General features: G+C 61.4%; 29 protein-coding genes. 6 read left to right on the top strand and 23 right to left on the bottom strand.

The features are described from left to right. Window positions 1-79: 79 nt before the first annotated feature. Both eccD and HMPREF2996_RS05560 read left to right on the top strand, forming a co-directional pair. Window positions 80-1,411, top strand: a complete 1,332-nt coding sequence (eccD, locus tag HMPREF2996_RS05565; RefSeq protein ID WP_070644436.1) for a type VII secretion integral membrane protein EccD — start codon at window positions 80-82, stop codon at window positions 1,409-1,411. Then, window positions 1,408-2,583 (top strand): S8 family serine peptidase, encoded by a 1,176-nt coding sequence (locus HMPREF2996_RS05560; RefSeq protein WP_070730457.1) that lies wholly within the window; start codon window positions 1,408-1,410, stop codon window positions 2,581-2,583. Before eccD ends, HMPREF2996_RS05560 begins: the two co-directional genes overlap by 4 nt. Here HMPREF2996_RS05560 and eccB read toward each other — a convergent pair. The 12 genes from eccB to secY form a co-directional block, all read right to left on the bottom strand. Beyond that, window positions 2,543-3,802 carry a type VII secretion protein EccB gene (gene eccB, locus HMPREF2996_RS05555; RefSeq protein ID WP_070717495.1) on the bottom strand — a complete coding sequence of 420 codons (1,260 nt, stop codon included), beginning with the start codon at window positions 3,800-3,802 and terminating at the stop codon, window positions 2,543-2,545. The genes HMPREF2996_RS05560 and eccB overlap by 41 nt on opposite strands. Window positions 3,803-3,856: 54 nt before the next feature. Beyond that, the gene (gene truA, locus HMPREF2996_RS05550; protein WP_070446552.1) at window positions 3,857-4,717 is read right to left on the bottom strand and encodes a tRNA pseudouridine(38-40) synthase TruA; all 861 of its coding nucleotides are present in this window, start codon (window positions 4,715-4,717) and stop codon (window positions 3,857-3,859) included. 212 nt (window positions 4,718-4,929) lie between these two features. Further along, on the bottom strand, window positions 4,930-5,424 hold the full coding sequence (rplQ, locus tag HMPREF2996_RS05545; RefSeq protein ID WP_070730456.1) for a 50S ribosomal protein L17: 495 nt from the start codon (window positions 5,422-5,424) through the stop codon (window positions 4,930-4,932). Window positions 5,425-5,502: 78 nt separating this feature from the next. Further along, window positions 5,503-6,513 carry a DNA-directed RNA polymerase subunit alpha gene (locus HMPREF2996_RS05540; protein ID WP_010189530.1) on the bottom strand — a complete coding sequence of 337 codons (1,011 nt, stop codon included), beginning with the start codon at window positions 6,511-6,513 and terminating at the stop codon, window positions 5,503-5,505. A 69-nt stretch (window positions 6,514-6,582) separates the two neighbouring features. After that, window positions 6,583-7,188 carry a 30S ribosomal protein S4 gene (gene rpsD, locus HMPREF2996_RS05535; RefSeq protein WP_010189536.1) on the bottom strand — a complete coding sequence of 202 codons (606 nt, stop codon included), beginning with the start codon at window positions 7,186-7,188 and terminating at the stop codon, window positions 6,583-6,585. A 21-nt stretch (window positions 7,189-7,209) separates the two neighbouring features. Then, window positions 7,210-7,614: a 30S ribosomal protein S11 gene (rpsK, locus tag HMPREF2996_RS05530; RefSeq protein ID WP_010189540.1), complete on the bottom strand. Its 405-nt coding sequence runs from the start codon at window positions 7,612-7,614 to the stop codon at window positions 7,210-7,212. A 3-nt stretch (window positions 7,615-7,617) separates the two neighbouring features. Next, window positions 7,618-7,986 carry a 30S ribosomal protein S13 gene (rpsM, locus tag HMPREF2996_RS05525; RefSeq protein ID WP_039673764.1) on the bottom strand — a complete coding sequence of 123 codons (369 nt, stop codon included), beginning with the start codon at window positions 7,984-7,986 and terminating at the stop codon, window positions 7,618-7,620. A 185-nt stretch (window positions 7,987-8,171) separates the two neighbouring features. Next, window positions 8,172-8,390 (bottom strand): translation initiation factor IF-1, encoded by a 219-nt coding sequence (gene infA / locus HMPREF2996_RS05520; protein WP_003854422.1) that lies wholly within the window; start codon window positions 8,388-8,390, stop codon window positions 8,172-8,174. A gap of 223 nt (window positions 8,391-8,613) precedes the next feature. Then, the gene (locus HMPREF2996_RS05515) at window positions 8,614-9,405 is read right to left on the bottom strand and encodes a L,D-transpeptidase (RefSeq protein WP_070446556.1); all 792 of its coding nucleotides are present in this window, start codon (window positions 9,403-9,405) and stop codon (window positions 8,614-8,616) included. Between the two features lie 52 nt (window positions 9,406-9,457). Beyond that, window positions 9,458-10,252 (bottom strand): type I methionyl aminopeptidase, encoded by a 795-nt coding sequence (gene map, locus HMPREF2996_RS05510; protein ID WP_070446558.1) that lies wholly within the window; start codon window positions 10,250-10,252, stop codon window positions 9,458-9,460. A 15-nt stretch (window positions 10,253-10,267) separates the two neighbouring features. Beyond that, complete coding sequence (locus HMPREF2996_RS05505) at window positions 10,268-10,813, bottom strand: adenylate kinase (RefSeq protein ID WP_070446560.1); 546 nt, start codon at window positions 10,811-10,813, stop codon at window positions 10,268-10,270. Beyond that, window positions 10,813-12,138, bottom strand: a complete 1,326-nt coding sequence (secY, locus tag HMPREF2996_RS05500; RefSeq protein ID WP_070730455.1) for a preprotein translocase subunit SecY — start codon at window positions 12,136-12,138, stop codon at window positions 10,813-10,815. Before secY ends, HMPREF2996_RS05505 begins: the two co-directional genes overlap by 1 nt. A gap of 380 nt (window positions 12,139-12,518) precedes the next feature. Here secY and HMPREF2996_RS05495 point away from each other — a divergent pair, with 380 nt between their 5' ends. Both HMPREF2996_RS05495 and HMPREF2996_RS05490 read left to right on the top strand, forming a co-directional pair. Then, window positions 12,519-13,826 (top strand): class I SAM-dependent methyltransferase, encoded by a 1,308-nt coding sequence (locus tag HMPREF2996_RS05495; RefSeq protein ID WP_070730454.1) that lies wholly within the window; start codon window positions 12,519-12,521, stop codon window positions 13,824-13,826. Window positions 13,827-13,843: 17 nt separating this feature from the next. Continuing rightward, window positions 13,844-15,325, top strand: a complete 1,482-nt coding sequence (locus tag HMPREF2996_RS05490) for an FAD-binding oxidoreductase (protein WP_070730453.1) — start codon at window positions 13,844-13,846, stop codon at window positions 15,323-15,325. Between the two features lie 252 nt (window positions 15,326-15,577). Here the strand turns inward: HMPREF2996_RS05490 and rplO are convergent, their stop codons facing one another. The 6 genes from rplO to rpsH are packed head-to-tail and all read right to left on the bottom strand — an operon-like array spanning window position 15,578 to window position 18,226. Continuing rightward, on the bottom strand, window positions 15,578-16,027 hold the full coding sequence (rplO, locus tag HMPREF2996_RS05485; protein WP_010189563.1) for a 50S ribosomal protein L15: 450 nt from the start codon (window positions 16,025-16,027) through the stop codon (window positions 15,578-15,580). Window positions 16,028-16,030: 3 nt separating this feature from the next. After that, window positions 16,031-16,216: a 50S ribosomal protein L30 gene (rpmD, locus tag HMPREF2996_RS05480; protein WP_010189565.1), complete on the bottom strand. Its 186-nt coding sequence runs from the start codon at window positions 16,214-16,216 to the stop codon at window positions 16,031-16,033. A 3-nt stretch (window positions 16,217-16,219) separates the two neighbouring features. After that, window positions 16,220-16,846 (bottom strand): 30S ribosomal protein S5, encoded by a 627-nt coding sequence (gene rpsE, locus HMPREF2996_RS05475; protein WP_010189568.1) that lies wholly within the window; start codon window positions 16,844-16,846, stop codon window positions 16,220-16,222. A 40-nt stretch (window positions 16,847-16,886) separates the two neighbouring features. After that, window positions 16,887-17,288, bottom strand: coding sequence for a 50S ribosomal protein L18 (gene rplR / locus HMPREF2996_RS05470; protein WP_070717484.1), 402 nt, complete (start codon window positions 17,286-17,288; stop codon window positions 16,887-16,889). A 3-nt stretch (window positions 17,289-17,291) separates the two neighbouring features. Then, window positions 17,292-17,828: a 50S ribosomal protein L6 gene (gene rplF, locus HMPREF2996_RS05465; protein WP_010189572.1), complete on the bottom strand. Its 537-nt coding sequence runs from the start codon at window positions 17,826-17,828 to the stop codon at window positions 17,292-17,294. Between the two features lie 14 nt (window positions 17,829-17,842). Further along, entirely contained in the window at window positions 17,843-18,226 is a 384-nt protein-coding gene (rpsH, locus tag HMPREF2996_RS05460) for a 30S ribosomal protein S8 (protein WP_010189573.1), read from the bottom strand. Window positions 18,227-18,537: 311 nt separating this feature from the next. On the opposite strand from rpsH, the gene HMPREF2996_RS05455 reads away from it, so the two are divergent. Together HMPREF2996_RS05455 and fdhD are read left to right on the top strand one after the other, a co-directional pair. Then, a complete protein-coding gene (locus tag HMPREF2996_RS05455) occupies window positions 18,538-18,786 on the top strand; it encodes a DUF6457 domain-containing protein (protein ID WP_010189574.1) in 249 nt (82 codons plus the stop codon). Beyond that, complete coding sequence (fdhD, locus tag HMPREF2996_RS05450) at window positions 18,783-19,634, top strand: formate dehydrogenase accessory sulfurtransferase FdhD (protein WP_070710826.1); 852 nt, start codon at window positions 18,783-18,785, stop codon at window positions 19,632-19,634. Before HMPREF2996_RS05455 ends, fdhD begins: the two co-directional genes overlap by 4 nt. Here the strand turns inward: fdhD and HMPREF2996_RS05445 are convergent. From HMPREF2996_RS05445 to HMPREF2996_RS05425, 5 genes are all read right to left on the bottom strand, one after another. Further along, complete coding sequence (locus HMPREF2996_RS05445; RefSeq protein ID WP_070710825.1) at window positions 19,603-20,388, bottom strand: formate/nitrite transporter family protein; 786 nt, start codon at window positions 20,386-20,388, stop codon at window positions 19,603-19,605. The two genes, fdhD and HMPREF2996_RS05445, sit on opposite strands and share 32 nt — an antisense overlap. A 132-nt stretch (window positions 20,389-20,520) precedes the next feature. Continuing rightward, entirely contained in the window at window positions 20,521-21,072 is a 552-nt protein-coding gene (rplE, locus tag HMPREF2996_RS05440) for a 50S ribosomal protein L5 (protein ID WP_010189579.1), read from the bottom strand. Window position 21,073: 1 nt separating this feature from the next. Then, window positions 21,074-21,388 (bottom strand): 50S ribosomal protein L24, encoded by a 315-nt coding sequence (gene rplX, locus HMPREF2996_RS05435; protein WP_005527724.1) that lies wholly within the window; start codon window positions 21,386-21,388, stop codon window positions 21,074-21,076. A 4-nt stretch (window positions 21,389-21,392) separates the two neighbouring features. Then, window positions 21,393-21,761: a 50S ribosomal protein L14 gene (rplN, locus tag HMPREF2996_RS05430; protein WP_070446572.1), complete on the bottom strand. Its 369-nt coding sequence runs from the start codon at window positions 21,759-21,761 to the stop codon at window positions 21,393-21,395. A gap of 290 nt (window positions 21,762-22,051) precedes the next feature. Further along, the gene (locus HMPREF2996_RS05425; RefSeq protein ID WP_070717481.1) at window positions 22,052-24,058 is read right to left on the bottom strand and encodes a sucrose-specific PTS transporter subunit IIBC; all 2,007 of its coding nucleotides are present in this window, start codon (window positions 24,056-24,058) and stop codon (window positions 22,052-22,054) included. Window positions 24,059-24,139: the final 81 nt, after the last annotated feature.

Genomic DNA, 24,139 nt, shown 5'->3' with positions numbered 1-24,139 from the left:
AGCGTGCCACAAGTAAGCCACAATGTGAGGCAATGGGCAAGGGGTTGCCCAGAAAAATTTTTCGGGGGAGGTACTTTCCATGACTCGCGCACTTGCGCATTCCATTCACGTCACCGTCCGCATCCATGCAGGCCAGACCCGCAAAGAAGCAGATGTATCGCTACCGCTTTCTTCCAGCGTCGGGGAGGTGCTGGGAGAATTGCTCGTGCTTGTCGACGTCCCCCCGGCCCCCATCCTCTGGCGCGCCACCACCGCGGCGGGCAAAACCATATCGATGACCACGCCACTCGACCGCACCAGTTTGGAAGACGGCTCCGTCCTGGTGCTCAGCCCAGATGCGCCGACACCGGCGCCCATCGTGCGGGATGCCGCGGAGGCACTCGCTGCCGAGGCCTCGACCACGCAGCTGTCTGGTCTAGCCGGGGTCTGGGGCGTGGCAGGGCTTATCGCCGTCGGCGCCTTGCTCGCCGCCGCCCTATCTCCCTCGATTGGCTGCGCCGCCGCTGCACTCCTCGGCCTCGTGCTCGCGGCGTGGACCCGGCGCGGTTCTCTGCTTGCAACCGCCCACGTTGCTGCTGGTCTGGCGGGGGCGCTGTCCACTGGTTCGCCTGTGGCTACTGGCCCAGCCGGAACCGTGATTCCGGCCGCACCACTCGTGGGTGCTGCGGCGGCCGTGGGTGCTGTGGCGGTGCTCTCCCACGTGGTGCGTATTGGCGGATTACGTGCTCGGGCAAGTGCCGCCACGTGGTGCCTGCTCGCGCTCGTCGGTGTGCTTGGCCCCGGCCCGTTACTTGCCTCCACTGTGGTCCTGCTAGCGGCCTCTCCCCTGCTGACCACGCGGCTTGCTGGTCTCCGAGTGCCGCAACTGCCCACCGCCGGGCAGGACTTGAGTATCTCGGATGAGGATCCCACGGATAACTCACTCAAAGCCCGGCACGCCGGGCAGGCCTACGAAGGTATAGCGGTGGGCTGCACGCTGGCGGGCATTCCTTCCCTCTTTCTCGTCGCGCTCAACGCTCACACGGACGCAACCGTGGTTGCTTCCCAGGCATTATGCGTGAGCATCGCCGGAGCGGTCATCGTGCATGCGGCACGCCATGCCCGGCTCATTGCGGCGTGGGCACTGGGTATCTATGGCCTGGCCGCGGCTAGTGCCGCGGTGGCGGTACCTCTGCGCGAGTGGCAGCTGCTTAGTGCCCCGACTATGGGAACGTGGGTGCTCAGCGTGATCGTGGGTCTCATCGTGGTGGCCATGCTTTCAGTACCGGTGTGGGCAGGCAAACTACAGCAGATTGAGCCAACTACCATCGTGTGGTTCGAGCGCGCCGAGGCACTCGCGCTCGCCGCTTGCCTGCCGCTCGCCGCGCACCTGGCCGGGCTCTTCGAGTTCATTCGGGGGTTGGGCGCATGACAGCTCTAAGCAGAATCAGCGCTGCCAGCGCAGCCCTTGGCGCCGTCCTGGCTTGGGGTTCCTGCGTGTTGCCTGGGCCGGTAGCTGCTGCCCGCGAACCGGATACCGCCTGTGCAGTAGCCACACGGGCTCCGGCAGGACCACAGCCCTCGGCGCAGTACTCGGAGTATCGTACGCGGTTGCATTCCTTTGCCACGGGTGCCGGGGTGAAGGTCGCGGTCATCGACACTGGAGTGGCCGCCCACCCACAGCTGCACGTATCACCAGGAGCGGACTTCGTAACCCCGGAGGAACCAGACCCGCTGCGGGATTGTGACCTGCACGGAACGGTGGTGGCCGGCGTCATCGCAGGTAAGGAACTCGGCGTGGCTCCGGATGCGGAAATCTACTCCATCCGGCAGACCAGTTCGCATTACCGGGCTCCAGCAGCAGAGAGCAGTGAAGCGGAACGAGCTGGCTCCGGCACACTGGCCAGCCTGGCTGCCGCCATCGAGGATGCTGTTAACGCAGACGCAAAGGTCATCAACGTCTCCGTGGTCTCCTGCGTTCCGCAGGATGCCGCGGCAAGGGTGGACCGCGCTGGTGTGGATGCGGCGCTTCGCCGTGCAGAAGAGGCTGGGGCGGTGGTCGTGGCGGCGTCGGGAAACGCCACGGCTGGCGGCTGCGAAAAGGATGACGTGGTCTTTCCCGCGGAAGCCGAAACCGTCCTCGCGGTCGGCGCCTTAGCTACGCCGCATGACCTCGCGGAGTACTCCATCGCCGCGCCCCTCAGCGCGGAAGGAAACGTCCCTCTTGCGCTTGAACCCGGCGGCGGCTGGGCCACGGGAAAAGGCGACGCTACCTTTCAAGGCACTTCCTTTGCTGCGCCGCTGGTCAGCGGTACTCTCGCTTTGCTGGTGCAGCGATACCCCGGGGACTCCCCGGCACAGCTGCGCCAGCGCATTATTGATTCGGCCGAACCCGGGCACGGGGTGGTGGATCCTCTTACTGCGGTAACCTATCGGCCCCCGAGCGATTCCCGTAAGGATCGCTCGATTGCGGTCGCACCAGCGGCGGCATCGAAAGACACGTCCTGGCCACAGGTGCGTTTGCTCCTCGGGGCCTTAGGCATGCTCATCCTCGTGGCGGTTTTCAGTGCTCAGCCTTTAAGGCCTCCGCGCGGCTTAAGGTAGAGCCTTCCGGCAACAGGCGCAGGATCTCCCACGGCACCTGCTCCGGTTCCTCCACGCCCAGCGCGCTCAGCTCCGCGGCACCAGCCAGCTCGTGGCGTCTGCCAGTGGCGGACACCACGTGATAACCGTGCCCGCTATCCACGCCCACGCCAGCTTGGAGTCCGGCGAAACGGTGCGCGGGCGAATCTCCCGGTAGGTCCACCGTGGCCGCCACCGGCCGCAGCATGCCAGCACCCTGTTCGTGTGTCGCACACAACCAGCCTTGCTCGGGAGACAGGAAGTCCACGCGGGTGGTGGGCAGGTTGAAGGTCGGTGGGACGTCGCCCAGCGCGGCCACCTCTTGCGCCTGTGCGGGCAGGCGCTGAGCACCCACGCCGACGAGCATCTCCGCCTGGGTGGGGGTGATGGAGAAAACACCGTGCTCCGTGCGCGCCCACAACTGCTCGCCGGTGTCGAGGATCTCAGGCGGCGCGGCTGGAAAGCTCAGCGGCTCCAGCTCTGTGAAGGCGTTGAGCAATTCCTCGGGCATGGTCCACACAGCGGTTTCTGCAGTCATCCCCAACGCGCGGCGCAGGACCCTGCCCTGCGTGCTCGTAGCCTCAGGCAACACGACGCGCCCCTGGCCCGTCAGCAGCCACTGCGTTCCCGCGGATTCCACCACGGCGGCGTGCTCCGCATCGAAGGTAGGAACGGCATGGTGGGCCACCACGGTGACGATGCCGACGCGGCTGCTGGACTGCCAGTTCTCGCCTTGCGTAGATTCCTCCAAACAGGCCGACCAGCCTGACTCCTCCCCCATCGCCGTGCCCAGGAGGTTAGGCGCATCCGCAATTCCCAGCGGTGTGCCCAGGTTCACCTGCTCCAGGAAGCTTTCGCCGGCGGCCTGCGCTTCGACCGGTTCGTTGGCGATGAGTCTGGCCGAAGCCAGGTTGGTCACCGGATGATAGGTGCCATTCACTAGCGCTAAGAGCTGCCCCTCAGAAGAACGCACGACGGGCGCATCCCCTGGCTGCGGGTCCGGCTGCATCCACGCGATGAGCCCCGATCCGAGACTCAAAAAGGCCACGGCGGCCACCCCGCCAAGCAAGGCGCGACGCCGTCGCTTTAGCGGATCATGAATCATGCGGATATCCCCGAAGACCAAGCCGTGCTCGAGGCGACGCAGTAGAAACTTGTGCCCGGATACTTGGGCCTTGGTAGTAGGCAACGCGCGTGCCATGAGAGTCCTCCCCGAATCAGTGCGCCACCCTCCCACGGCGCAGTGAGTTCTAGATTAACCCAACTCGGTATCCTCTGCAGCGCGACGGCTGCGGGTCATCTCCGCGCGCGCGGCTAACTGTTCCGCATCGGGATAGTCCACGCCGACGAGGCTCAAACCCGCTGCCGGGGCGAGGGGAATCTGGGAAGACCTGCTGGTCTCTTTGAGCATCTGGTCTGCGAAATCCACGTCACGGGAGCCTTCGCCCACCCGCAGGCAGCAGCCTACGAGACAGCGCACCATGGACCAGCAAAAAGCATCGGCGCTCACGTGCGCCTCATAAAGCTGCGGTTCGGCTGGCGTGGAGACATCCTTCCACTCAAATGCCAACAGCTCGCGGATGGTGGTTGCGTGCGGCTTGGCTTTGCAGAAGGCCACGAAATCGTTGAGGCCCACCAGCCTGTCGGCGGCTGCCTGCATCAGATCCAGGTCCACCGGCTTGAACCAGGTCGCGGTATCGCGCGCGCGGGTCGGCAGTGCCCCGCGCGGATGCGTCGTAATGCGGTAGACATAGTGGCGGCATAGCGCCGAAAAGCGCGCATCAAAATCGGGCGATACTTCGGTGCAGGCGTGTACACGGACGTCGACGGGCAGCAGCTTGGCCAGGCGCCTGACCAGTTTGGCAGGGTCACCATCGATGCTCCGTTGGCTCAGCGCCTCACGGGTGGTGTCGAAGTGAGCCACCTGACCGCTGGCATGAACGCCCGCGTCGGTGCGCCCGGCCACGGTGAGCTCCACGGGGTGGCGCAGCACCATGCTCAGCTTCTCCTCCACGGTCTGCTGCACCGTGCGAAGCCCACCTTTCTGCCGAGCCCAACCATGGAAGTCGGTGCCGTCATAGGCCAAGTCCAGTCGCAGGCGAACGCTTTCACTCATGGGGGTTGATGATACCGTGCGCCCGAAGCGCCGTGCAGACTGCGTCGGTGGCCCGTTTTAACAAATAGTGGCCTAAAAACTGCAATTTTTGGACCCTTATTTGTTAAAACGGTACTTCATCCAGAGCACCTGCGCCGGGGCCCGTAAAAGACGACAAAGGCCCGCGTCCCACCACAGTGGTGAGCGCGGGCCCTATAAGACCTAAAGAAGAATTACTTCTCCTCGGTGGTCTCCTCTGCCTCAGTCTCGTCAGCCTTAGCGGACTCAGCCTCAGCCTCTTCAGCCTTAGCTTCCTCGGCCTGCTTGGAGGCAGCAGCGCGGGTAGCGCGGTTTGCCTCGGAGGTCACGGTCTCCTCGAGAACGAGGGAGATCTGGGACATCGGGGCGTTGTCGCCGGAGCGGTTCTCCAGCTTGATGATGCGGGTGTAGCCACCCTCACGGTTCTCGAACTTCGGTGCCAGCTCATCAAAGAGGTAAACAACGACATCCTTGTGCGGGATGAGCTTGAGAACTGCGCGACGGTCAGCAACGGTGCCGGCCTTCGCCTTGGTGATGATCTTCTCGATGTACGGACGAAGAACCTTCGCCTTGGCATCGGTGGTCTTGATTGCGCCGTGCTCGATCAGGCTCGCAGCCATGTTGCTCAGCAGGTGCTTCTGCTGGCTGGCGGAGCCGCCGAGACGCGGACCCTTCTTGGGGGTAGGCATGATGTACTCCTCGTGTGCGGATTAATTGAGCGCGCGACGGGGCGCAAAAGTCGCGCCGTCACGATTCAGTGGAATTCTTTACTCGGAATCGTCGGAAGCCGGGTCTTTGAAGTCACCGGTTTCTGCGTCGTAGCCTTCCAGCTGGGTCGGGTCGAAGTCCTCGGGAGTGTCCTTGAGGGCCAGGCCCAGGTTAGCCAGCTTGATCTTTACCTCGTTTATCGACTTCTGACCGAAGTTGCGGATATCCAGCAGGTCCGACTCGGTGCACTCAGCGAGCTCACCAACGGTGTGGATCTCCTGACGCTTCAGGCAGTTGTAGGAGCGGACGGAGAAGTTCAGATCCTCGATCGGCATGCTGTAGGCGGCGATGTACTCCGTCTCCTGCGGGGACGGGCCAATCTCGATGCCCTCAGCAGCGGTGTTCAGCTCGCGAGCCAGGCCGAAGAGCTCGACCAGAGTGCCGCCGGCGGAAGCCAGGGCGTCGCGTGCGGAAATCGAGTTCTTGGTCTCGACGTCGATGATCAGCTTGTCAAAGTCAGTGCGCTGCTCAACACGAGTAGCTTCGACCTTGTAAGAGACCTTCAGCACCGGGGAGTAAATCTGGTCAACCGGAATGCGGCCGATTTCTCCCGAGGTAGCAGCAGCCGGGACGTAGCCACGGCCGCGCTCGACGACGAGTTCCATCTCCAGCTTGGCGGACTCATTCAGCGATGCAATGTGCAGATCCGAGTTGTGGATCTCCACGCCAGCCGGCGGCTGGATATCGCCTGCAGTGACCTCACCCGGGCCTTCCTTGCTCAGGTACATCACAACCGGCTCGTCGGAGTCGGAGGACAGAACCAAGCCCTTGACGTTCAGGATGATCTCGGAAACGTCTTCCTTCACACCGTTGATGGTGGTGAACTCGTGGAGCACACCGTCAATCTTGATGGAGGTTACTGCCGCGCCCGGGATGGACGAAAGCAGCGTGCGACGAAGCGAGTTGCCAAGGGTGTAACCGAAGCCCGGCTCGAGCGGCTCGATGACGAACTTAGAGCGGGACGAGTCGATGAATTCCTCGGTGAGCTGAGGACGCTGGGAAATAAGCATGGAGTTTCTCCTTGTCGGCGCCCGCTATATGACGCCGGTAGAAGGGGTAAAGATGAAAGTGTCGAAGGATTACTTCGAGTAAAGCTCGACGATGAGCTGCTCCTGCAGCGGGACGTCGATCTGAGCGCGCTCGGGCAGCTGGTGCACGAGGATGCGCAGGGTGTCCGGAACGACCTGCAGCCACGCCGGAACGTTGGCGTCGACCAGGCGGTCCTGAGCCTCTTCGAACCATTCCATCTTCTGGGAACGCTCACGAACATCAATGATGTCGTACTGCGTAACGCGGAAGGAAGGAACGTTGATCTTCTTGCCGTTCACGGTGAAGTGACCGTGAGAGACAAGCTGGCGAGCCTGGCGGCGGGTGTTGGCCAGACCGGCGCGGTAGATCACGTTGTCGAGACGGGACTCGAGCAGAACGACGAGGTTGTCACCGGTCTTGCCCGGGAGACGGTTAGCCTCGGCGTAGTAGCGGCGGAACTGACGCTCCAGCACACCGTAGGTGTACTTTGCCTTCTGCTTCTCCTGGAGCTGCAGCAGGTACTCAGATTCCTTGATGCGGTTGCGGCCAGCCTGTCCCGGAGGGTACGGGCGACGCTCAAATGCCATGTCGCCGCCGACCAGGTCGACGCGCAGACGGCGGGATACGCGGGTAGCGGGGCCAGTATAACGAGCCATTTTCTTACCTCTTCCTTTCCCTTAAACCTTGCGGCGCTTGGTCGGACGGCAGCCGTTGTGCGGCTGTGGGGTGGCATCCGTGATCGAGGAAACCTCGAGGCCTGCAGCCTGCAGGGAACGGATGGCGGTCTCGCGGCCGGAGCCCGGACCCTTGACGAAAACGTCAACCTTCTTCATACCGTGGTCCATGGCCTTGCGGGCCGCGTTCTCTGCAGCCATCTGCGCAGCGAACGGGGTGGACTTACGGGAACCCTTGAAGCCGACGTGGCCGGAGGATGCCCAGGAGATGACAGCACCGTGCGGGTCCGTGATGGACACGATGGTGTTGTTGAAGGTGGACTTGATGTATGCGTGGCCAGCGGCCACGTTCTTCTTTACGACGCGACGACCACCACGGCGCGCGCCGGAACGAGTCTTGGGTGGCATATTTTACTTCTTCTTTCCTGCGATCGTCTTCTTCGGGCCCTTGCGCGTACGAGCGTTGGTCTTGGTGCGCTGACCACGAACGGGCAGGCCACGACGGTGGCGGATGCCCTGGTAGCAACCGATTTCAATCTTGCGACGGATGTCAGCCTGAACCTGGCGGCGGAGGTCACCCTCTACCTTCCAGGTAGCTTCAATGACGTCACGCAGCGCCGACAGCTGATCGTCGTCGAGGTTGTCGGTGCGCAGGTCGGGAGAAATGCCGGTCTTTTCCAGCAGTTCCTTGGCACGGGAAGGCCCGATGCCGTAGATGTAGGTGAGAGCAACCTCCATACGCTTGTTGCGCGGGAGGTCAACACCAGCTAGACGTGCCATATGGCTAGTCCTTTCGGGTTGTTACGATGGTTTTCTCCTCATCCGTCCCCCGCCACGCATACGCTTCGCCCCGGACCGTGCCGGGGTACTGTGGGCATGCTTAGCAGCGTGGGCTCAGGCCATCGCAGCCTGAGGTGAAAAAGGACGCAGCTAGTGCGTCCCGTGGGTGAGGAGGCTTACAGTCTTTACTTGTAGCGGTAGACGATGCGTCCGCGGGTCAGGTCATAAGGAGACAGCTCCACAACAACGCGGTCCTCCGGGAGGATGCGGATGTAGTGCTGACGCATCTTGCCCGAGATATGGGCGAGTACCTTGTGTCCGTTGTCGAGTTCGACGCGGAACATTGCGTTGGGCAGGGGTTCGACGATGCGACCCTCAACCTCGATTGCGCCTTCCTTAGCCATAACCTCTACTTTTCTGGTGAAGTGCGTGCCACGCTTGGCGACGCCCCCACCTGCATGTTTGATGTCTACTGCCTGGTGCCTCCAGCAACCACTTTGGCCGCATACAGACACCAGCACTAAAGCATACGCTGCGAGAACGGGTTTTCCAAATACAGAAACCTCCCGTCACCACATGGTGCGGGAGGCTGATGCCATGTAGCGGTGACTCGCTCACCGCAACGTCTTAGTAGATGAAGACCTTCGAGCCCATCGGCACATCATTCCAGTAGCGCACCGCATCCTGATGGGTCAGGCGCACGCAGCCATTGGACTGGTATGCCGGGGAACCCTCATGGAAGGCGTGGCCATTGTTGGTGAAGTACATGGCGTAGGGCATCGGGGCGTTGCCGAACTCCCAGGAGATCTCGTCCTTGATCTTGCGGTTGATGTAGAAGGTACCAGCCGGGGTTTCCTCACCCGGCTTGCCGACAGACATGCCCTGAGCGACGTAGGTGACGTTGCCGTTGCCATCCTGCAGCCAGGTACGGCTCCCACCACGATCCACGCAGATGCGTGCATCTGCCGGGCAAGGACCAACGTCGAAGCGCTGTGCCTGACGCTCAGCCTCAGCCTTGCGGGCAGCTTCCTCAGCGGCAGCCTTCTCGCGGGCAATCTGCTCAGCGTGGGCGCGCTCTTCAGCTTCGCGAGCGGCGCGGATCTCAGCATTCTTCTGGTCAATCAGACCCGGGAAGATCAGCTCGATGGCACCATCGATAACTGGGCGGAGGGCGTCAGCCGCCTGCGGGTTAACGCTCTGGAGCGTCTCCAGCATCTGGTTGCGGCTATTCCACGCGTTCTCGCGGGTCTGGCCAGCGAACTCATCAAGCTGGGACTGAACATCGGAAGACAGGGTGTCGATCGAAGGAACCGTCTGTGCGTTAGCGGCCGGAGCCACCGAGAGAGTGGCGGTTACCAGGCCAATTGCGGTGGCGCGACGTAGGGAACGGGCGCCAACTAGGGAGCGAATCTTAGACATGGCAAAAAGTATAAACCTTCCTTAGGCAAAATGCCTACCCAGGACACAGGTTTTAATAACGCTGAGTCAGGATGCGCGGACCATTCTCCGTGGCCGCCACCGTGTGCTCCCAGTGGGCAGATAGTGAACCGTCGAGCGTCACGACAGTCCAATCATCGTCGAGAACTTCATTGTCCTCGGTACCCAGGGTCAGCATCGGCTCAATGGCGAGGACGGAGCCCTCCTGAATAATCGGGCCACGTCCCGCCTTACCTTCATTAGCCAGGTAAGGCTCTTCGTGCATTTCACGGCCAATGCCGTGGCCACCGTAGCCATCGACGATGAATAGCTCCACGCCGAACTTATCCTCGGCGCGATAGGTAGCCTGCTCGAGGGCTGCGGAGACGTCGGTAAGCCGATTGCCGGGAACCATGGCCTTGAGGCCTTCGTGTAGGACCCATTCGGTGGCGTCGCTCAGCGCCTGTGCCTCAGGGCTGAGCTTGCCGACGCCAAACGTCCACGCACTATCCCCCACCCAGCCGTCTAGCGTGGCACCGCAGTCGATGGAGACGAGGTCTCCCTCGGCCAGGAGAAGGTCTTTGTGAGGAATACCATGGACAATCACGTCATTGACGGAGGCGCAAATAGACCCCGGAAAGCCGCCATAGCCCTTGAAGGTGGGCACGGCGCCGGCATCCCGAATGGTGTGCTCGGCTACTTCATCGAGTTCGAGCGTACTCACCCCCACTGCCGCAGCGGCCCGCACGGCTTGCAGAGCGCGGCCGACAACTTCTCCGGCCGCCTGCATGGCGTCGAGCTCGCCCGGCGTGCGGGCGGGAATGGTCTTGGTGCGTCGTCGAAAAGCCATGGCGAGGTTGGCAGATTACTTGCCCATAGCCTGAAGGGTGCGCTCGTTGATCTCCTCAACGCTTCCTTCAGCCTTAATGGAGATGATGGCATCGCCGTAGTGCTCGATGAGCGGGAAGGTCTCCTCGCGGTAGACACCTAGGCGGGTGCGAATGGTTTCCTCTGTGTCGTCCGCGCGGCCGCGAGCAAGCATGCGCTCGACCACGACGTCCTCGGATACCTCAAAGTTCAGGACGCCATCGAGCTTCAGACCCTTGTCGGCGAGTAGCTTCTCCAGGATGTCGGCCTGCTCCACGGTGCGCGGGAAGCCGTCGAGAAGGAAGCCGTCCTTGGCGTCATCCTGGTTGAGGCGGTCCTCCACCATGCGAGCCGTGACGTCGGTCGGCACCAGCTTGCCGGCATCAATGTAGGACTTGGCCTCTACGCCGAGCGGGGTGCCCTCACCAATGTTGGCGCGGAAGAGGTCACCGGTGGAGATGTGCGGAACGCCGAGCTTCTCGCTGAGGAGAGCGGCTTGGGTGCCCTTGCCGGCACCGGGAGGGCCAAGGAGTACGTAACGCATTACTTAAGCAGTCCTTCGTAGTTGGATTGTAGGAGCTGGGACTCGATTTGCTTGACCGTGGTCAGGGCCACCGAGACCATAATGAGGATGGCGGTACCACCGAAAGCGGAGGTACCAGCGGCACCAGCGCTGCCGATTCCAAGATCCAGGAGGATATTCGGCAAGACGGCGATAACCGCGAGGTAGATCGAGCCGACGAACAACAGACGGTTCATGACAAAGCCTAGGTACTCGGCGGTCGGTCGGCCCGGGCGAATGCCCGGGATAAATCCACCATACTTCTTCATGTTCTCAGCCTGCTCGGCCGGGTCATATTGAACCGAAACGTAGAAGTAGGAGAAGAAGATGGTGAGCACGAAGTACAGGACGATGTACTGCCAGGAGCTCGGCGACTGCAAGTGCGCGATGACATTGCGCTGCCACCAGTTATCAGACACGCCCGCGGAACCGGAGTTAACGATCTGGGTGATGAGCACCGGCATGTAGATCAGCGAGGAAGCGAAAATGACCGGGATAACGCCGGCCTGGTTGACCTTAAGCGGCAGGTAGGTGGAGGAACCACCGTACTGGCGGCGGCCCACCATGCGCTTGGCGTATTGCACCGGAATCCGGCGCTGGCCCTGCTCGATGAAGGTAATGCCCACGACGAGGAAGATGAGCCCGGCAAGAACCATGGCGAAGACCAGGCCGCCATTGTTCTGGAGGATGTTAACGCCGTCGGTAGGAAGGCGGGTAGCAATACCGGCGAAAATCATCAGCGACATACCGTTGCCGATGCCCTTCTCAGTAATCAGCTCACCCATCCACATCACAAGGATGGCGCCGGAGGTCATGGCGATAACGAGCACGATGAGGGTGAAGAAGTTGCGGTCCTCCGCCAGGACGCGCACACCTTGTCCTAGAAGCTGCTCGCGGTCCGCCAGAGCCACGATGCCCGAAGACTGCAGCAGCGCCAACGCCAGGGTGAGGTAGCGCGTGTACTGCGTCATTTTGGCCTGACCGGACTGTCCCTCCTTCTTCAACTGCTCGAAGTGGGGAATGACCACGGTCAGCAGCTGCACGATAATCGACGCCGTAATGTACGGCATGATGCCGATGGCGAAGATGGACAGCTGCAGGAGCGCACCACCGGAGAACAGGTTGATCACCGAATAGAGGTTGCCTGCTTCCTCCGTGAGGTCACGAAGCCGGCCGGCGATGGTGGCGTAATCAACGCCCGGCGACGGGATCTGTGCGCCAACGCGGTAGAGGATAATCAACACGAGCGTGAAGATGATCTTCTTACGCAGGTCGGCATCTTTGAAAGCCTGCAGAATGGCGGACACTACTAAATCCTCCTGGCCTACCGCGCTTGCTATGCGGTTCGAATTCGCCGCGCACGGGGGTGGATCTCATCTGTTCCCAAACTTTAAGAGTCTTTTTAAGGTCTCTCATAGGAACGGTTGAACACTTTTGACCCCATCACCCTACCAGCCTCGGCCTCATTCGCCACATTGAGCCCGCCCATGCCACGCCGCTGGGCTCCCTATGGTTTTCCCCCTTAGCGCCTTCTACAGATCGGGCCTACCATGGACCCCGTTGCTTTAAGGCAATGTCCTTACAAGATTTTTACGTCTTTTCGACCTTTCCGGCGACGCCTGGAGTGTCTCGGAGTATGGCCGTTCTTGATCTGCCAGACACTGAACCGAAAGAAGTATGTAATTTTATGAGTAAGCGATTCACCCCAATGACCGTGGCTGAGATCATCGATACCTTCGTTCCCAGCCCCAACCCCTTCCGCTGGGAGGCATTCGACGGTTCCTCTACCGGCCCGGCCGATGCGCAGTTCACCGTCAGGATTAACAACCTCCAGGGCTTGGCCTATATCGCTACTCACCCAGGGGACGTCGGGTTCGCCCGCGCCTATGTCACCGACGGCATCACGGTCGAAGGCGAACACCCGGCGCATCCCTATGGCATCTTCGACGCCTTGCATGCGATGTATGACAAGTTCTCCCGCCCGGACGCCAAGGCACTGGCCCGGGTAGCCCGCTCCTTAGCCTCGCTGGGTGCCTTCCAAATCCAGCCGGTCCCAGAGGTTGAGCGCGCTTCCTGGCTGCGCCGCAAGCTGCACGAAGGCCTGTCCAAGCATTCCAAGGAGCGCGATGCAGACGTCATCTCCGATCACTACGACGTGGGCAATGACTTCTACGAACTCTTCCTCGGCGATTCGATGACATATACCTGCGCCTACTACCCCTCCCCCGACGCCATGCTGGATGAGGCTCAGGAAAACAAGTACCGGCTCATCTTCGACAAGCTGCGCCTCAAGGAGGGCGACCGCCACCTGGACGTCGGCTGTGGCTGGGGCGGGATGGTGCGCTACGCCGCTAAGCGCGGCGTGAAGTCAGTCGGTGTGACCTTGTCCAAGGAACAGGCTGAATGGGGCCAAGCCAAGATTAAGGAGGAGGGCCTCGAGGACCTGGCGGAAATCCGCTTCCTGGATTACCGCGACGTCACCGAGGAAGGCTTCGATGCCATCTCCGCCATCGGGCTACTCGAGCATATCGGTGTCAAGAACTATCCCAGCTTCTTCAGCTTCCTTCACGGCAAGCTCAAGCCAGGTGGTGTGATGCTCAACCACTGCATCACCTACCCGGATAACCATAAAACGCCGAAGGGTGGGTTCATCGACCGCTATATCTTCCCCGACGGCGAGCTCTCCGGCTCCGGCACCATCACCAAGTGCATGCAGGATGCCGGATTCGAAGTTGTCCACACGGAATCCCTCCGCTTCGACTACATGCGCACGCTGCATGATTGGTGCGAGAACCTCAAGGAGAATTGGGAGGAAGCCTGCTCGCTGGTGGGTCTGCCCACCGCGCGCCTGTGGGCCATCTACATGGCCGGCTCCGAGTGGGGCTTTGAGCACAACATCATCAATCTGTACCACTTCGTGGGCGTCAAACTGGGCGAAGCCGGCTCCCGCGCCGGCGTGCCAGAGCGCCGCTGGTGGGAAGATTCGCGCTTCTAAAGACTTAAGGGAGTTTTATGTTGACCGATCTCATCCGCAATCACCGCAGCGTTGACGCAGTAGAGATTCCGCCGGTGGGCTGGAAGGCGCACCGGGAGGGCGTCGATAAGCTCCTGCGTAGCTTCCACGCGGTGCCGAAAGATAAGCGTGTGCGTTTGGCCAAGAAAACCTCGAACCTGTTCCGCGGGCGCAGCGGTGAGCAAGCCGGGCTGGACGTCTCCGGTCTGGATGGGGTGATTGAGGTCGATCCGATCGCACAGACCGCCGAGGTCCAGGGCATGTGCACCTACGAGGACCTCGTCGACGCCACCCTGCCGCATGGGCTTATGCCCTTTGTGGTGCCGCAGCTCAAGACCATTACCCTGGGCGGCGCCGTGACGGGGATGGGAGTGGAGTCCACGAGCTTCCGCGATGGACTGCCGCATGAATCCGTCCTGGAGATGGACATCCTGACCGGCACGGGGGATATTGTCACGTGCTCGCGCGAGGAGAACGTCGATCTCTTCCGCCTCTTCCCCAACTCCTATGGCTCCTTGGGCTATGCGGTGCGCCTGAAGATTGAGTTGCGCGCGGTCAAACCCTATGTGGAGCTGCGGGAGGTACGCTTTCACGACTTCGAGTCTTTGGCACGCACGCTTGACGACGTCTCCCGCACCCACACCTATGACGATGTCGAAGTGCACGGCCTGGATGGCGTGGTCTTCTCGCCGGAGGAGTCATACCTCGTCATGGCCCGTTTTACGGATGAGGCGGGGCCGACCTCCGACTACACGCGCGACAAGATCTTCTACCGCAGCCTTCAGCACGCCCGCGGCATCCGCCGCGACCGCCTCACGGTGCGCGACTATATCTGGCGCTGGGACACGGACTGGTTCTGGTGCTCGCGCGCTTTCGGGGCGCAGAATCCGCGCGTGCGCAAGGTGTGGCCGCGGCAGCTGCGCCGCAGTTCCTTCTACTGGAAGCTCGTGCGCCTAGACCGCAAATACGAGCTGGAGTACAACTTCATCAAGAAGCCGAAGGGCCTGCCCCGCGCCGAGCGCGTGGTGCAGGACATCGAGGTCACACCGGACAATTTGCCGGAGTTCTTGGATTGGTTTTTCCAAGCCTCCGACATCCAACCAGTGTGGCTGTGCCCGATTCGGCTGCGCGAGGGCGTCGAAGACCTCGTTGACGCGGGCACGCTGGCCGCTGATTCCCCAGCTCCGTGGCCGCTGTACCCCCTGCGCCCGGGCCAGACCTGGATCAACGTGGGCTTTTGGTCAGGCGTGGAGGGCAATCACGTCGACCCCTCTGCTCCAGGCAATGGCGCCTTCAATCGCGTCATCGAGGACAAGGTGAGCGAGCTAGGCGGGCACAAGTCATTATATTCCGAAGCCTTCTATTCGCCTGAGCAATTCGCGGAGCTTTATGGCGGCGACCTGCCGGAGCGCATCAAGGCCGTCACCGACCCGGATGGCCGCTTCCCCGGCCTCTACGAGAAGACGGTCAACGAGGCCTAACGGCCCCGCATAAATTTCATGCCATACGGTTTCTCCCAAAAGGCATTAATACCTTTTGAGAGATGCCTTTTGCGGCACTCTCCACGTAAAACCCCAGGTCAATACATAACACGCAAGCCATAAGGCACCCCTCAAAAGGTACTCATGCCTTCTGCGCCCAGGGCTGCCCCGAAAACGCCAGAAGCCCTCCCGAAGGCCACCGAAAGGTGGCGCCGCGGGAGGGTTATGGCTCTCACAGAGCCTGTAAGAGAATTACTTGGTTGCGGTGGCGGTGCCGCCAGCAGCCTCGATCTTCTCAACAGCAGACTTGGAGAACTTGTCAGCGGTGACGTTCAACTTAACGTTGATCTCACCGTTGCCCAGAACCTTGACCGGCTGGTTCTTGCGAACCAGGCCAGCAGCAACGATGTCCGCAACGGTGACGTCGCCACCGTTAGCGAAAGCCTCTGCGAGGTCAGCAACGTTGACTACCTGGTACTCAACGTGGTTCGGGTTCTTGAAGCCCTTAAGCTTCGGCAGACGCATGTGGATCGGCATCTGGCCACCCTCGAAAGCAGCTGGTACCTGCTTACGAGCTCCGGTGCCCTTGGTACCGCGACCAGCGGTCTTACCCTTGGATGCCTCACCGCGGCCGACGCGGGTCTTGGGCTTGTTGGATCCTGCGGCCGGGCGCAGGTCGTGGAGCTTGATGATATCAGCCATGGTTTACTCCCCTGCCACTTCTTCGACGGTGACCAGGTGACGCACCTTGTGAACCATACCGCGGATGATCGGGGTGTCCTGCTTCACAACAGAGTGTCCGATGCGCTTGAGACCAAGCGACTCCATGTTTGCGCGGTGGTTCGGCTTGGTGCCCACAAGGCCCTTTACCTGAGTAATCTTCAGAGCCATTGCTTATGCCTCCTGACCTGCGCGCTTGCGCAGCATCTGGGCCGGTGCGACCTCCTCGAGGGACTTGCCACGACGTGCGGCAACTTCCTCAGGGCGAACCAGCTGCTTGAGGCCGTCCACGGTAGCGCGGACGACGTTGAGAGCGTTGTCGGAGCCCAGGGACTTCGACAGAATGTCCTGCACGCCAGCGCACTCAAGCACCGGACGAGCAGCACCGCCGGCGATGACACCGGTACCCGGAGCGGCCGGCTTCATCATCACGATGCCAGCTGCGTCGCGACCCTCTACCGGGTGGGTAATGGTGCCAGCAATCATCGGGACGCGGAAGAAGTTCTTGCGAGCCTCTTCTGCACCCTTCTGGATTGCGGCCGGGACTTCCTTGGCCTTGCCGTAGCCGACGCCCACCATGCCCTGGCCGTCGCCGACGACGACGAGAGCGGTGAAGGACATGTTGCGGCCACCCTTAACGGTCTTAGCGACGCGGTTGATGGTCACAACGCGCTCGATGTACTTATCGCGCTCGTTGTCCTGGTGGTTGCGGCGGTCGTTACGACGGCCGTTGTTGCGACCCTTGCGGTCGTTGTTGTTCTCGGCGGAGCGTCCGCCGTCACGCTGTTCACGGTCCGACATTAGGCGTTCCTTCCGTTGATGTTTCCGTATGCCTTAATCATTAGAACTGCAGACCACCTTCGCGAGCGGCTTCGGCCAGCGCAGCAACGCGGCCGTGGTACTTGTAGCCTGCACGGTCGAAGACGACCTGCTCGATGCCAGCGGCCTTGGCGCGCTCAGCGATGAGCTGGCCTACCTTGGCAGCCTTAGCCTTCTTATCGCCCTCGAGTGCACGCACGTCGGCTTCCATGGAGGAAGCGGCAGCCAGGGTGTGGCCAGCCAGGTCGTCGATGACCTGAACGTGCATGTGGCGGGAGGAGCGGTGAACGACCAGACGCGGCGCCTCAGGGGTGCCGCGGAGGGTCTTACGGATGCGGAAGTGGCGGCGCGCGCGTGCTTCACGACGACGCGAGGAAATGTCCTTGCCAACCGGGGTGCGCTTTGCGTTTTCAGTGTTAGCCATTGCTTACTTACCCGTCTTTCCGACCTTGCGGCGGACCTGCTCGCCGTCGTAGCGAATACCCTTGCCCTTGTAAGGATCGTCCTTACGCAGGCGGCGGATGTACGCGGCGACCTGTCCAACCAGTTGCTTGTCAATACCAGATACGGAGAGCTTGGTTGCGCCATCCACAGCGAAGGTGATGCCCTCCGGAGCCTCGATGAGGATCGGGTGGGAGTAACCCAGAGAGAACTCCAGGTCCTTACCCTTCTGCTGGACACGGTAACCAACACCGAAGATTTCCATCTTCTTGGTGTAGCCCTCGGTCACGCCAACAACGGCGTTGTTGACCAGGGAGCGGGCCAGACCGTGCAGGGCGCGGTTCTTGCGGTCGTCATCCGGACGGGAGACCTTGATCTCGTCATCCTCGACGGCTGCGGTGATCGGCTCCGGCAGCTCAACCTCGAGGGTGCCCTTGGCACCCTTAACGTTGACAACCTGGCCATTGATGGTGATGTCGACGCCCTTCGGGACGGCGATAGGTGCTAGACCGATACGAGACATGTGTCAATCCTCCCTTACCAGACGTAGGCGAGAACTTCTCCGCCTACACCCTTCTCCTGAGCCTGACGGTCGGTAAGCAGACCCTGAGACGTGGAAATGATAGCCACGCCCAGGCCGCCCAGAACCTGCGGCAGTTCGGTGGACTTTGCGTACACACGCAGACCCGGCTTAGACACGCGACGCAGACCCGAGAGGGAACGCTCACGGTTGTTGTACTTAAGCTCGAGGGACAGCTCGTGGCCCTCGACGGAGTAGTCAGCGATGTAGCCTTCCTGCTTCAAGATCTCAGCGATGTTCGCCTTGAGCTTGGAGGTCGGCATCGACACGACGTCGTGGTGCGCATTAGATGCGTTGCGCACGCGCGACAGCATGTCGGCAATAGGATCAGTCATAGTCATATGAGTGACCTTTAACCTTTCTCGTTGCGGTTCCCACAAAAGCTCACCAAAGCGTTTTCCGTGTGATTTCGGGCTACTCACGCTCCCCGCGGTCAATACCACGAGGCGCTCGCCACCCTTTGATACAGACAACGGTCCGCTATCTACGGCGAGGGGCCTACAACAAAGTAGATGTGTTCAATTCTTCCGGCTTGGCACGTTTCCGCACCTCCTGCACTGTTTTCGCGGCACAGGAGTGGAAAAATGCAAGTCCGTCGGATTACTCTACCCGCTGACATGCAGTTTTCCAAAACGCGTTAGCATAGGAAGCCATGAGCGAAACACCTGATCCGATCCGCACCGCCCATCAGTGGCTGAAGGAGGCTGCCGAGCTGATCGGCGCCTCTCCCGAGGAGGCCACCGCTTTGATCAAAGAACTTCTCGATCTGACCAAAGACGTTGCGCATACCCAGTCCCGGCCCGCCGCTCCCCTAACCGCTTACCTGGTGGGGCTCGCGTCCAAGAACACCGATGAGGCCCGTGCACACATTGCCACCTTGAAGGAGGCCCTCAACCGATGAGCGGGCGCGTCAACGCCACATTCGCTGTGACCAAGGTGCGCCTCGATGAGAACGGCCACGTCACCCAAGTCGATACCCGTGGCGATTCCGTCGCCGGCGAGGAGCCGCTGGAGATCCGCGTCGGCGGGCAAACACTAACGACGACGATGCGCACCCCGGGACACGACGTCGAGCTGGCACATGGTTTCCTCCACTCCGAAGGACACATTGAGAAGGTCAGTGACGTCCGGGGGGCCCGCTACTGCGCCGGCGCCTCGGTGGATGGGCGCAATCCCTATAATCTGCTCGACGTGGAGCTGGCTAACCCCCACGCGCTCACGCTCGCCGATCTGCGTCTGACCACCACCACGTCCGCCTGCGGCGTGTGTGGCACCTCCTCCATCGAGGCACTCATGAAGCAGTCACGCTACGAGATTCCACAGGTGCCGGTGGATCCGGGGGTCGTCGCCAAGCTGCCCGAGGCCCTCAAGCGGGAGCAGAAGCAGTTCCGTAAAACCGGAGGTATTCACGCTGCCGGGGCCTTTACTCTCGACGGCGCTCCCGTCGTGGTGCGCGAGGACGTCGGGCGGCACAACGCCGCCGACAAGGTCATCGGCAACCTGCTCATGGAAGGAAAGCTGCCCGCCAGTGACCTCATTCTGGTCATGAGCTCGCGCGCCAGCTTCGAACTCGTCAACAAGGCCGCTATGGCCGGCTTCGGCATGCTTGTCGCGGTCTCCGCAGCCTCCTCCCTAGCCGTCACAACCGCCCGGGAGACGGGCATGGCGCTCGTCGGCTTTGCCCGCGGCGACCGATTCAACCTTTATTCGGGTCAACTTAGTCGCGATACGCTTCCGGGCCGGAGTTAAGCCACGCGTAGACCCCACCCATGAGGAAGCCACCGCCGATGAGGTTTCCCATCCACGCGATGGACCAGTTGGTGAGCACCGCGCCCAGGCTAAAGGCATCGGGCAGCGGGCTAGCACAGAAGACCGTCAGCATCATCAGACAGAAGTTCGCGATGACGTGCTCAAGGCTTAAGCCCACAAAGCACGCGATGATGGGAACGATGACGAAGAATTTGGACACCAGCTCCTTGGCCGAGATCGCCCCGATGATCGCCATGTTCACCACGAAGTTGGCAACGATGGCCTCGACGAAAAGACCGCCCGGGGTCTTCTCCAGCTTCCCCGCCGACATCGTGGCGATAAGGTGACCCGGGTCCATGTTTCCCAGCTTCGCGGACACCGACATGGCGGCGGCAAAAATCACTACGCCGACGAGGTTAAACAGCGTGGTCACCACGAGCAACCACAGCGCCTTTCCCCACCCCACCTGCTTCTTCACCGCGCCGTAGACCATGTACATCATGTTGCTGGTGGCCAAATCAGCACCCAAGATGACAATGGCGAACAGGCCGAGCCCGAAAAGCGCAGCGAAAACCAAGGAGCCCAAGCCAGCCGCGTGCTTTTCGACACCCATCCCCACTACGCCAGCGAATGCCGTGCCGATGGCTAGGTACGCGCCCGCCAGGGTAGCTCGCACGGCGAAACGGGCGAGGGATTCGTCGAGAAGCGTGAGCTTCTTCTTCACCGCAACGGCGGCGGCTTCGTTGAGAGACATCCAGTACCTCACTGGCTCGAGAAACGTTAAGGCACCCGATATCGTACTCCGTGTCAGGACGCGCGAAACCCCCGGCCTCCTTGCAGGGAGTACCGGGGGTCGTTCTCTATCTCAAAGAGAAAGTGTCGCCGCTTACTTGAACGGGAAGCCGAGCTCGCGCAGGAGCTTGCGGCCTTCCTCGTCGTTGGTAGCGGAGGTGACGACGGTGATGTCCATACCGCGCGGGCGGTCCACCTTGTCGATGTCGATCTCGTAGAACATGGTCTGCTCGCTGAGGCCGAAGGTGTAGTTGCCGTGGCCGTCGAACTGCTGGTCGGAGAGACCGCGGAAGTCGCGAATACGCGGCAGCGCGATGGTCAGCAGGCGGTCCAGGAACTCCCACATGCGGTCGCCACGCAGGGTAACGCGTGCGCCGATGGGCATGCCCTCACGGAGCTTGAAGTTAGCGATGGACTTCTTAGCGCGACGCACCTGCGGCTTCTGGCCGGTGATAGCGGTAAGGTCCTCGAGAGCGCCGTTGATCATCTTGGAGTCGCGGGCAGCGTCGCCCACACCCATGTTGACGACAACCTTGGTGACGCCCGGAATCTGCATCACGTTCTCGTACTTGAACTCTTCGTTCAGAGCCTTCTTGATTTCCTCGCGGTAGCGGGTCTTCAGACGCGGAGTGTAGTTCTCGCTCATTTTAGATGTCCTTCCCGTTGCTACGTGCGATGCGGACCTTCTTGCCGTTCTCGTCGAAACGGTAGCCCACGCGGGTCGGGTTGCCCTCGGAGTCAACGATCGCAACGTTGGACACGTGGATCGGAGCTTCCTGGGTAACGATTCCGCCGGACTCGGCGCCACGCTCGGTAGCGGAGTTAGCAACGTGCTTCTTGACGCGGTTAACGCCCTCAACGAGGACCTTGTCACGCTTCGGGTATGCCTCGATGACCTTGCCCTTCGCGCCCTTGTCCGGGCCCGAAATAACGATCACCATATCGCCCTTATGAATCTTCATAAGACTAGATCACCTCCGGTGCGAGAGAAACGATCTTCATGAAGCGCTTGTCACGAAGTTCGCGAGCAACCGGGCCGAAGATGCGGGTACCGCGCGGCTCGTTGTCACCCTTGAGAATAACTGCGGCGTTTTCATCGAATGCGATGTAGGAGCCGTCCGGGCGACGGGTCTCCTTCTTGGCGCGTACGATGACGGCCTTGACGATGTCGCCTTCCTTTACGTTGCCACCCGGGATGGCTTCCTTGACAGTGGCGACGACGATGTCACCAATGCCAGCGAAACGTCGAACGGAGCCGCCGAGAACGCGGATGACGAGGATCTCTCGTGCACCAGAGTTATCGGCGACGCGCAGACGCGATTCTTTCTGAATCACTATGGGTCTCCTGACCTGGATTAACGTGCGTCAAGATTTCCGTCCTTGACACACCTGGTCTACTTGCTTATGTGGCACAGGCTGTGCGACGAACTCGCTGTTCACAGCGGTCGAAGGGTCTCGGTGCGGCGATTCGGAAACGCATCGCGCTGCACCGCCCGGCCATATGCAACCCATACATTCAAGCATGCCTTAGACTGTTTCCCCAAATTGCACGCCCCGCTGCTTCCCACAGCCCGGTTGCATGACGGAGCTCCCATGCGGCATCCCCCTCGCTCGCGCCTGCACTCCTAGGCCTTGGAGGCTGATGCGGTGGTTGTCGCATCAGCAGGTTCTGGTTTCGGGTCCACGGTAAGGAATGCATCGCCGAAGGAAATCTCCTCGCCCGTGACGAAGGCCGGCAGGACCGGGCCTGTCTTCTTCGAGTTGGACACGACGACCGGCGTGGTCACCGGGTAGTCGGCGGCCTTGATGGCTGCGATGTCGAACTCGCACAGCAGGTCACCAGCCTTCACCTCATCGCCCTTGGACACGTGCGAGGTGAAGTGCTCGCCCTTCAGGTTCACGGTGTCGAAGCCGATGTGCATGAGAATGTCCACGTTGTTGCCGTCAGCATCCTTGCCACGCACGGCATACGCGTGCTTGGAAGGAAAGGTGACGGTAACCTTGCCGTCAATCGGGGAGACGAGGCGCCCCTCGGTCGGCTCGATGGCCGCGCCCGCGCCCAGCTTTCCAGCGGCAAACATCGGGTCGGAGACCGACTCCAAGGCGATGGCCTTACCAGCCAGCGGGGAAGCCACGCGGTAGGCATTCGGGTCAGCGGTGGCGGCAGGAACCGCGCCACCCACGCCGGTGCCGGCAGCACCGACCTCATCGGGGTCGATGGAACCATTCTTCGCAATCAGGTAGCGGCCATATACAAAGGCCACGCCGAAGGAAAGGATCAAAGACGTAAAGGCGCAGATGAAGAACTGCGTGTAATCCTCGGGACGCATGGAGACGAAGCCGATGAAGCCGGCGGCACCGAGGGCGGTGGCTTTGACGTCGAGAAGCGCAATGAACGTCGAGGCCACTGCGGAAGCGCCCATGCCGATGTAGAAAGGCCAGCGCAAGCGCAAGTTCACACCGAAGATGGCAGGCTCGGTAATACCGAAGAGTGCGGAGACACCCGAGGCACCGGACAAGCCCTTGAGCTTCTCAGAGCGAGCAAGGAAGTAGACCGCCAAGGCCACGCCACCTTGGGCGATGTTAGCCATGGAGGCCACCGCGAAGATGAAGGAACCGCCCTCGTTCCACAACATCGTCTCAATCGGCGGGAAGGACTGGTGCAGGCCGGTAATGACGATCGGCGAGTAGAACAAACCGAAGATGAAGCCGCCCACCGGGCCGGCGAAGGTGTAGAGGTTGTTGAGCCCTGCGCCGAGCATGTCGCCGGCAGTACGCAGAACAGGACCGACCGCAATGAAGGTGATAAAGCCCGTCACCAGCAGCGTGAGCAGCGGGGTGAGCATGAAGTCCACCGTGCCCTTGAGGTGCTTGTGCAGGAACTTCTCAATCGTGGCCAGAATCCACGCGATGACCAGAATCGGCAGGATGGAACCCTGGTAGCCCGCCTGGGCCACGTCGAGGCCGAAGATGTTCCAGTAGGACATCTCGCCCGCCTCGATGGTCGCGGCCACTTGGTAGCCGTTCACTAGGTCCGGCATCACCATGGCCATGGCCATGCCGGCGCCGAGGAACTCATTGCCGCCGAAGCGCTTGGTGGCGGTGAAGCCCACCAGGATGGGCAGGAAGGCAAACGGCGCGGACGCCAGGAGGTTGATGAGCCCGGCGACATCCGCCATGGCAGGGAACATCTCAATGACGGACTGCTCGCCGAACAGGCCATTGGCTGTCAGCACGTTGTTGAGCGCCATGAGCAGACCGCCGCCGACCAGAATCGGGATGAGCGGTACGAAGATATCCGCGAGGACCTTCACCGCGCGGGAGAACCAGTTGCCGGAATCGGCGGCAATGTCCTTGAGCTTATCGGTGGAGACCGCGATGTCCTTGGTGGTTATCTTGTTGAGCTGGTCGAAGACGATGTTGACATCGCCCGGACCGACGATGACCTGGAACATGCCCCCGGCCTCAAAAATGCCTTTGAGGTCCGGATCGTTTTCCAGGGCGGCCTTGTCGACCTTCTTGCTGTCTTTGAGCACCATGCGCAGGCGAGTGGCGCAGTGTGCGAGCGCCACGATGTTGTCTTCGCCGCCGATGGCTGAGAGTATTCGCGCCGCGACCTGTGAGTGATCCATTCCGGCGTGCCTCCTAGAAGAGTGAGATGAATTAAATAGCGTCACCTCCTATTAGACACGTTACCCAACACAAAGCCAAGC

The organism is Corynebacterium sp. HMSC066C02 (assembly GCF_001814945.1).
In the GTDB taxonomy this organism is placed as follows: Bacteria; Actinomycetota; Actinomycetes; order Mycobacteriales; family Mycobacteriaceae; genus Corynebacterium; species Corynebacterium aurimucosum.
This window is presented reverse-complemented; position numbering and strand designations above follow the sequence as displayed.

Excerpts from the sequence above, each read along its gene's own strand:
- eccD (WP_070644436.1), top strand. The coding sequence starts at position 80 with ATGACTCGCGCACTTGCGCATTCCATTCACGTCACCGTCCGCATCCAT.
- HMPREF2996_RS05560 (WP_070730457.1), top strand. The coding sequence starts at position 1,408 with ATGACAGCTCTAAGCAGAATCAGCGCTGCCAGCGCAGCCCTTGGCGCC.
- eccB (WP_070717495.1), bottom strand. The coding sequence starts at position 3,802 with ATGGCACGCGCGTTGCCTACTACCAAGGCCCAAGTATCCGGGCACAAG.
- truA (WP_070446552.1), bottom strand. The coding sequence starts at position 4,717 with ATGAGTGAAAGCGTTCGCCTGCGACTGGACTTGGCCTATGACGGCACC.
- rplQ (WP_070730456.1), bottom strand. The coding sequence starts at position 5,424 with ATGCCTACCCCCAAGAAGGGTCCGCGTCTCGGCGGCTCCGCCAGCCAG.
- HMPREF2996_RS05540 (WP_010189530.1), bottom strand. The coding sequence starts at position 6,513 with ATGCTTATTTCCCAGCGTCCTCAGCTCACCGAGGAATTCATCGACTCG.
- rpsD (WP_010189536.1), bottom strand. The coding sequence starts at position 7,188 with ATGGCTCGTTATACTGGCCCCGCTACCCGCGTATCCCGCCGTCTGCGC.
- rpsK (WP_010189540.1), bottom strand. The coding sequence starts at position 7,614 with ATGCCACCCAAGACTCGTTCCGGCGCGCGCCGTGGTGGTCGTCGCGTC.
- rpsM (WP_039673764.1), bottom strand. The coding sequence starts at position 7,986 with ATGGCACGTCTAGCTGGTGTTGACCTCCCGCGCAACAAGCGTATGGAG.
- infA (WP_003854422.1), bottom strand. The coding sequence starts at position 8,390 with ATGGCTAAGGAAGGCGCAATCGAGGTTGAGGGTCGCATCGTCGAACCC.
- HMPREF2996_RS05515 (WP_070446556.1), bottom strand. The coding sequence starts at position 9,405 with ATGTCTAAGATTCGCTCCCTAGTTGGCGCCCGTTCCCTACGTCGCGCC.
- map (WP_070446558.1), bottom strand. The coding sequence starts at position 10,252 with ATGGCTTTTCGACGACGCACCAAGACCATTCCCGCCCGCACGCCGGGC.
- HMPREF2996_RS05505 (WP_070446560.1), bottom strand. The coding sequence starts at position 10,813 with ATGCGTTACGTACTCCTTGGCCCTCCCGGTGCCGGCAAGGGCACCCAA.
- HMPREF2996_RS05495 (WP_070730454.1), top strand. The coding sequence starts at position 12,519 with ATGAGTAAGCGATTCACCCCAATGACCGTGGCTGAGATCATCGATACC.
- HMPREF2996_RS05490 (WP_070730453.1), top strand. The coding sequence starts at position 13,844 with ATGTTGACCGATCTCATCCGCAATCACCGCAGCGTTGACGCAGTAGAG.
- rplO (WP_010189563.1), bottom strand. The coding sequence starts at position 16,027 with ATGGCTGATATCATCAAGCTCCACGACCTGCGCCCGGCCGCAGGATCC.
- rpmD (WP_010189565.1), bottom strand. The coding sequence starts at position 16,216 with ATGGCTCTGAAGATTACTCAGGTAAAGGGCCTTGTGGGCACCAAGCCG.
- rpsE (WP_010189568.1), bottom strand. The coding sequence starts at position 16,846 with ATGTCGGACCGTGAACAGCGTGACGGCGGACGCTCCGCCGAGAACAAC.
- rplR (WP_070717484.1), bottom strand. The coding sequence starts at position 17,288 with ATGGCTAACACTGAAAACGCAAAGCGCACCCCGGTTGGCAAGGACATT.
- rplF (WP_010189572.1), bottom strand. The coding sequence starts at position 17,828 with ATGTCTCGTATCGGTCTAGCACCTATCGCCGTCCCGAAGGGCGTCGAC.
- rpsH (WP_010189573.1), bottom strand. The coding sequence starts at position 18,226 with ATGACTATGACTGATCCTATTGCCGACATGCTGTCGCGCGTGCGCAAC.
- HMPREF2996_RS05455 (WP_010189574.1), top strand. The coding sequence starts at position 18,538 with ATGAGCGAAACACCTGATCCGATCCGCACCGCCCATCAGTGGCTGAAG.
- fdhD (WP_070710826.1), top strand. The coding sequence starts at position 18,783 with ATGAGCGGGCGCGTCAACGCCACATTCGCTGTGACCAAGGTGCGCCTC.
- HMPREF2996_RS05445 (WP_070710825.1), bottom strand. The coding sequence starts at position 20,388 with ATGTCTCTCAACGAAGCCGCCGCCGTTGCGGTGAAGAAGAAGCTCACG.
- rplE (WP_010189579.1), bottom strand. The coding sequence starts at position 21,072 with ATGAGCGAGAACTACACTCCGCGTCTGAAGACCCGCTACCGCGAGGAA.
- rplX (WP_005527724.1), bottom strand. The coding sequence starts at position 21,388 with ATGAAGATTCATAAGGGCGATATGGTGATCGTTATTTCGGGCCCGGAC.
- HMPREF2996_RS05425 (WP_070717481.1), bottom strand. The coding sequence starts at position 24,058 with ATGGATCACTCACAGGTCGCGGCGCGAATACTCTCAGCCATCGGCGGC.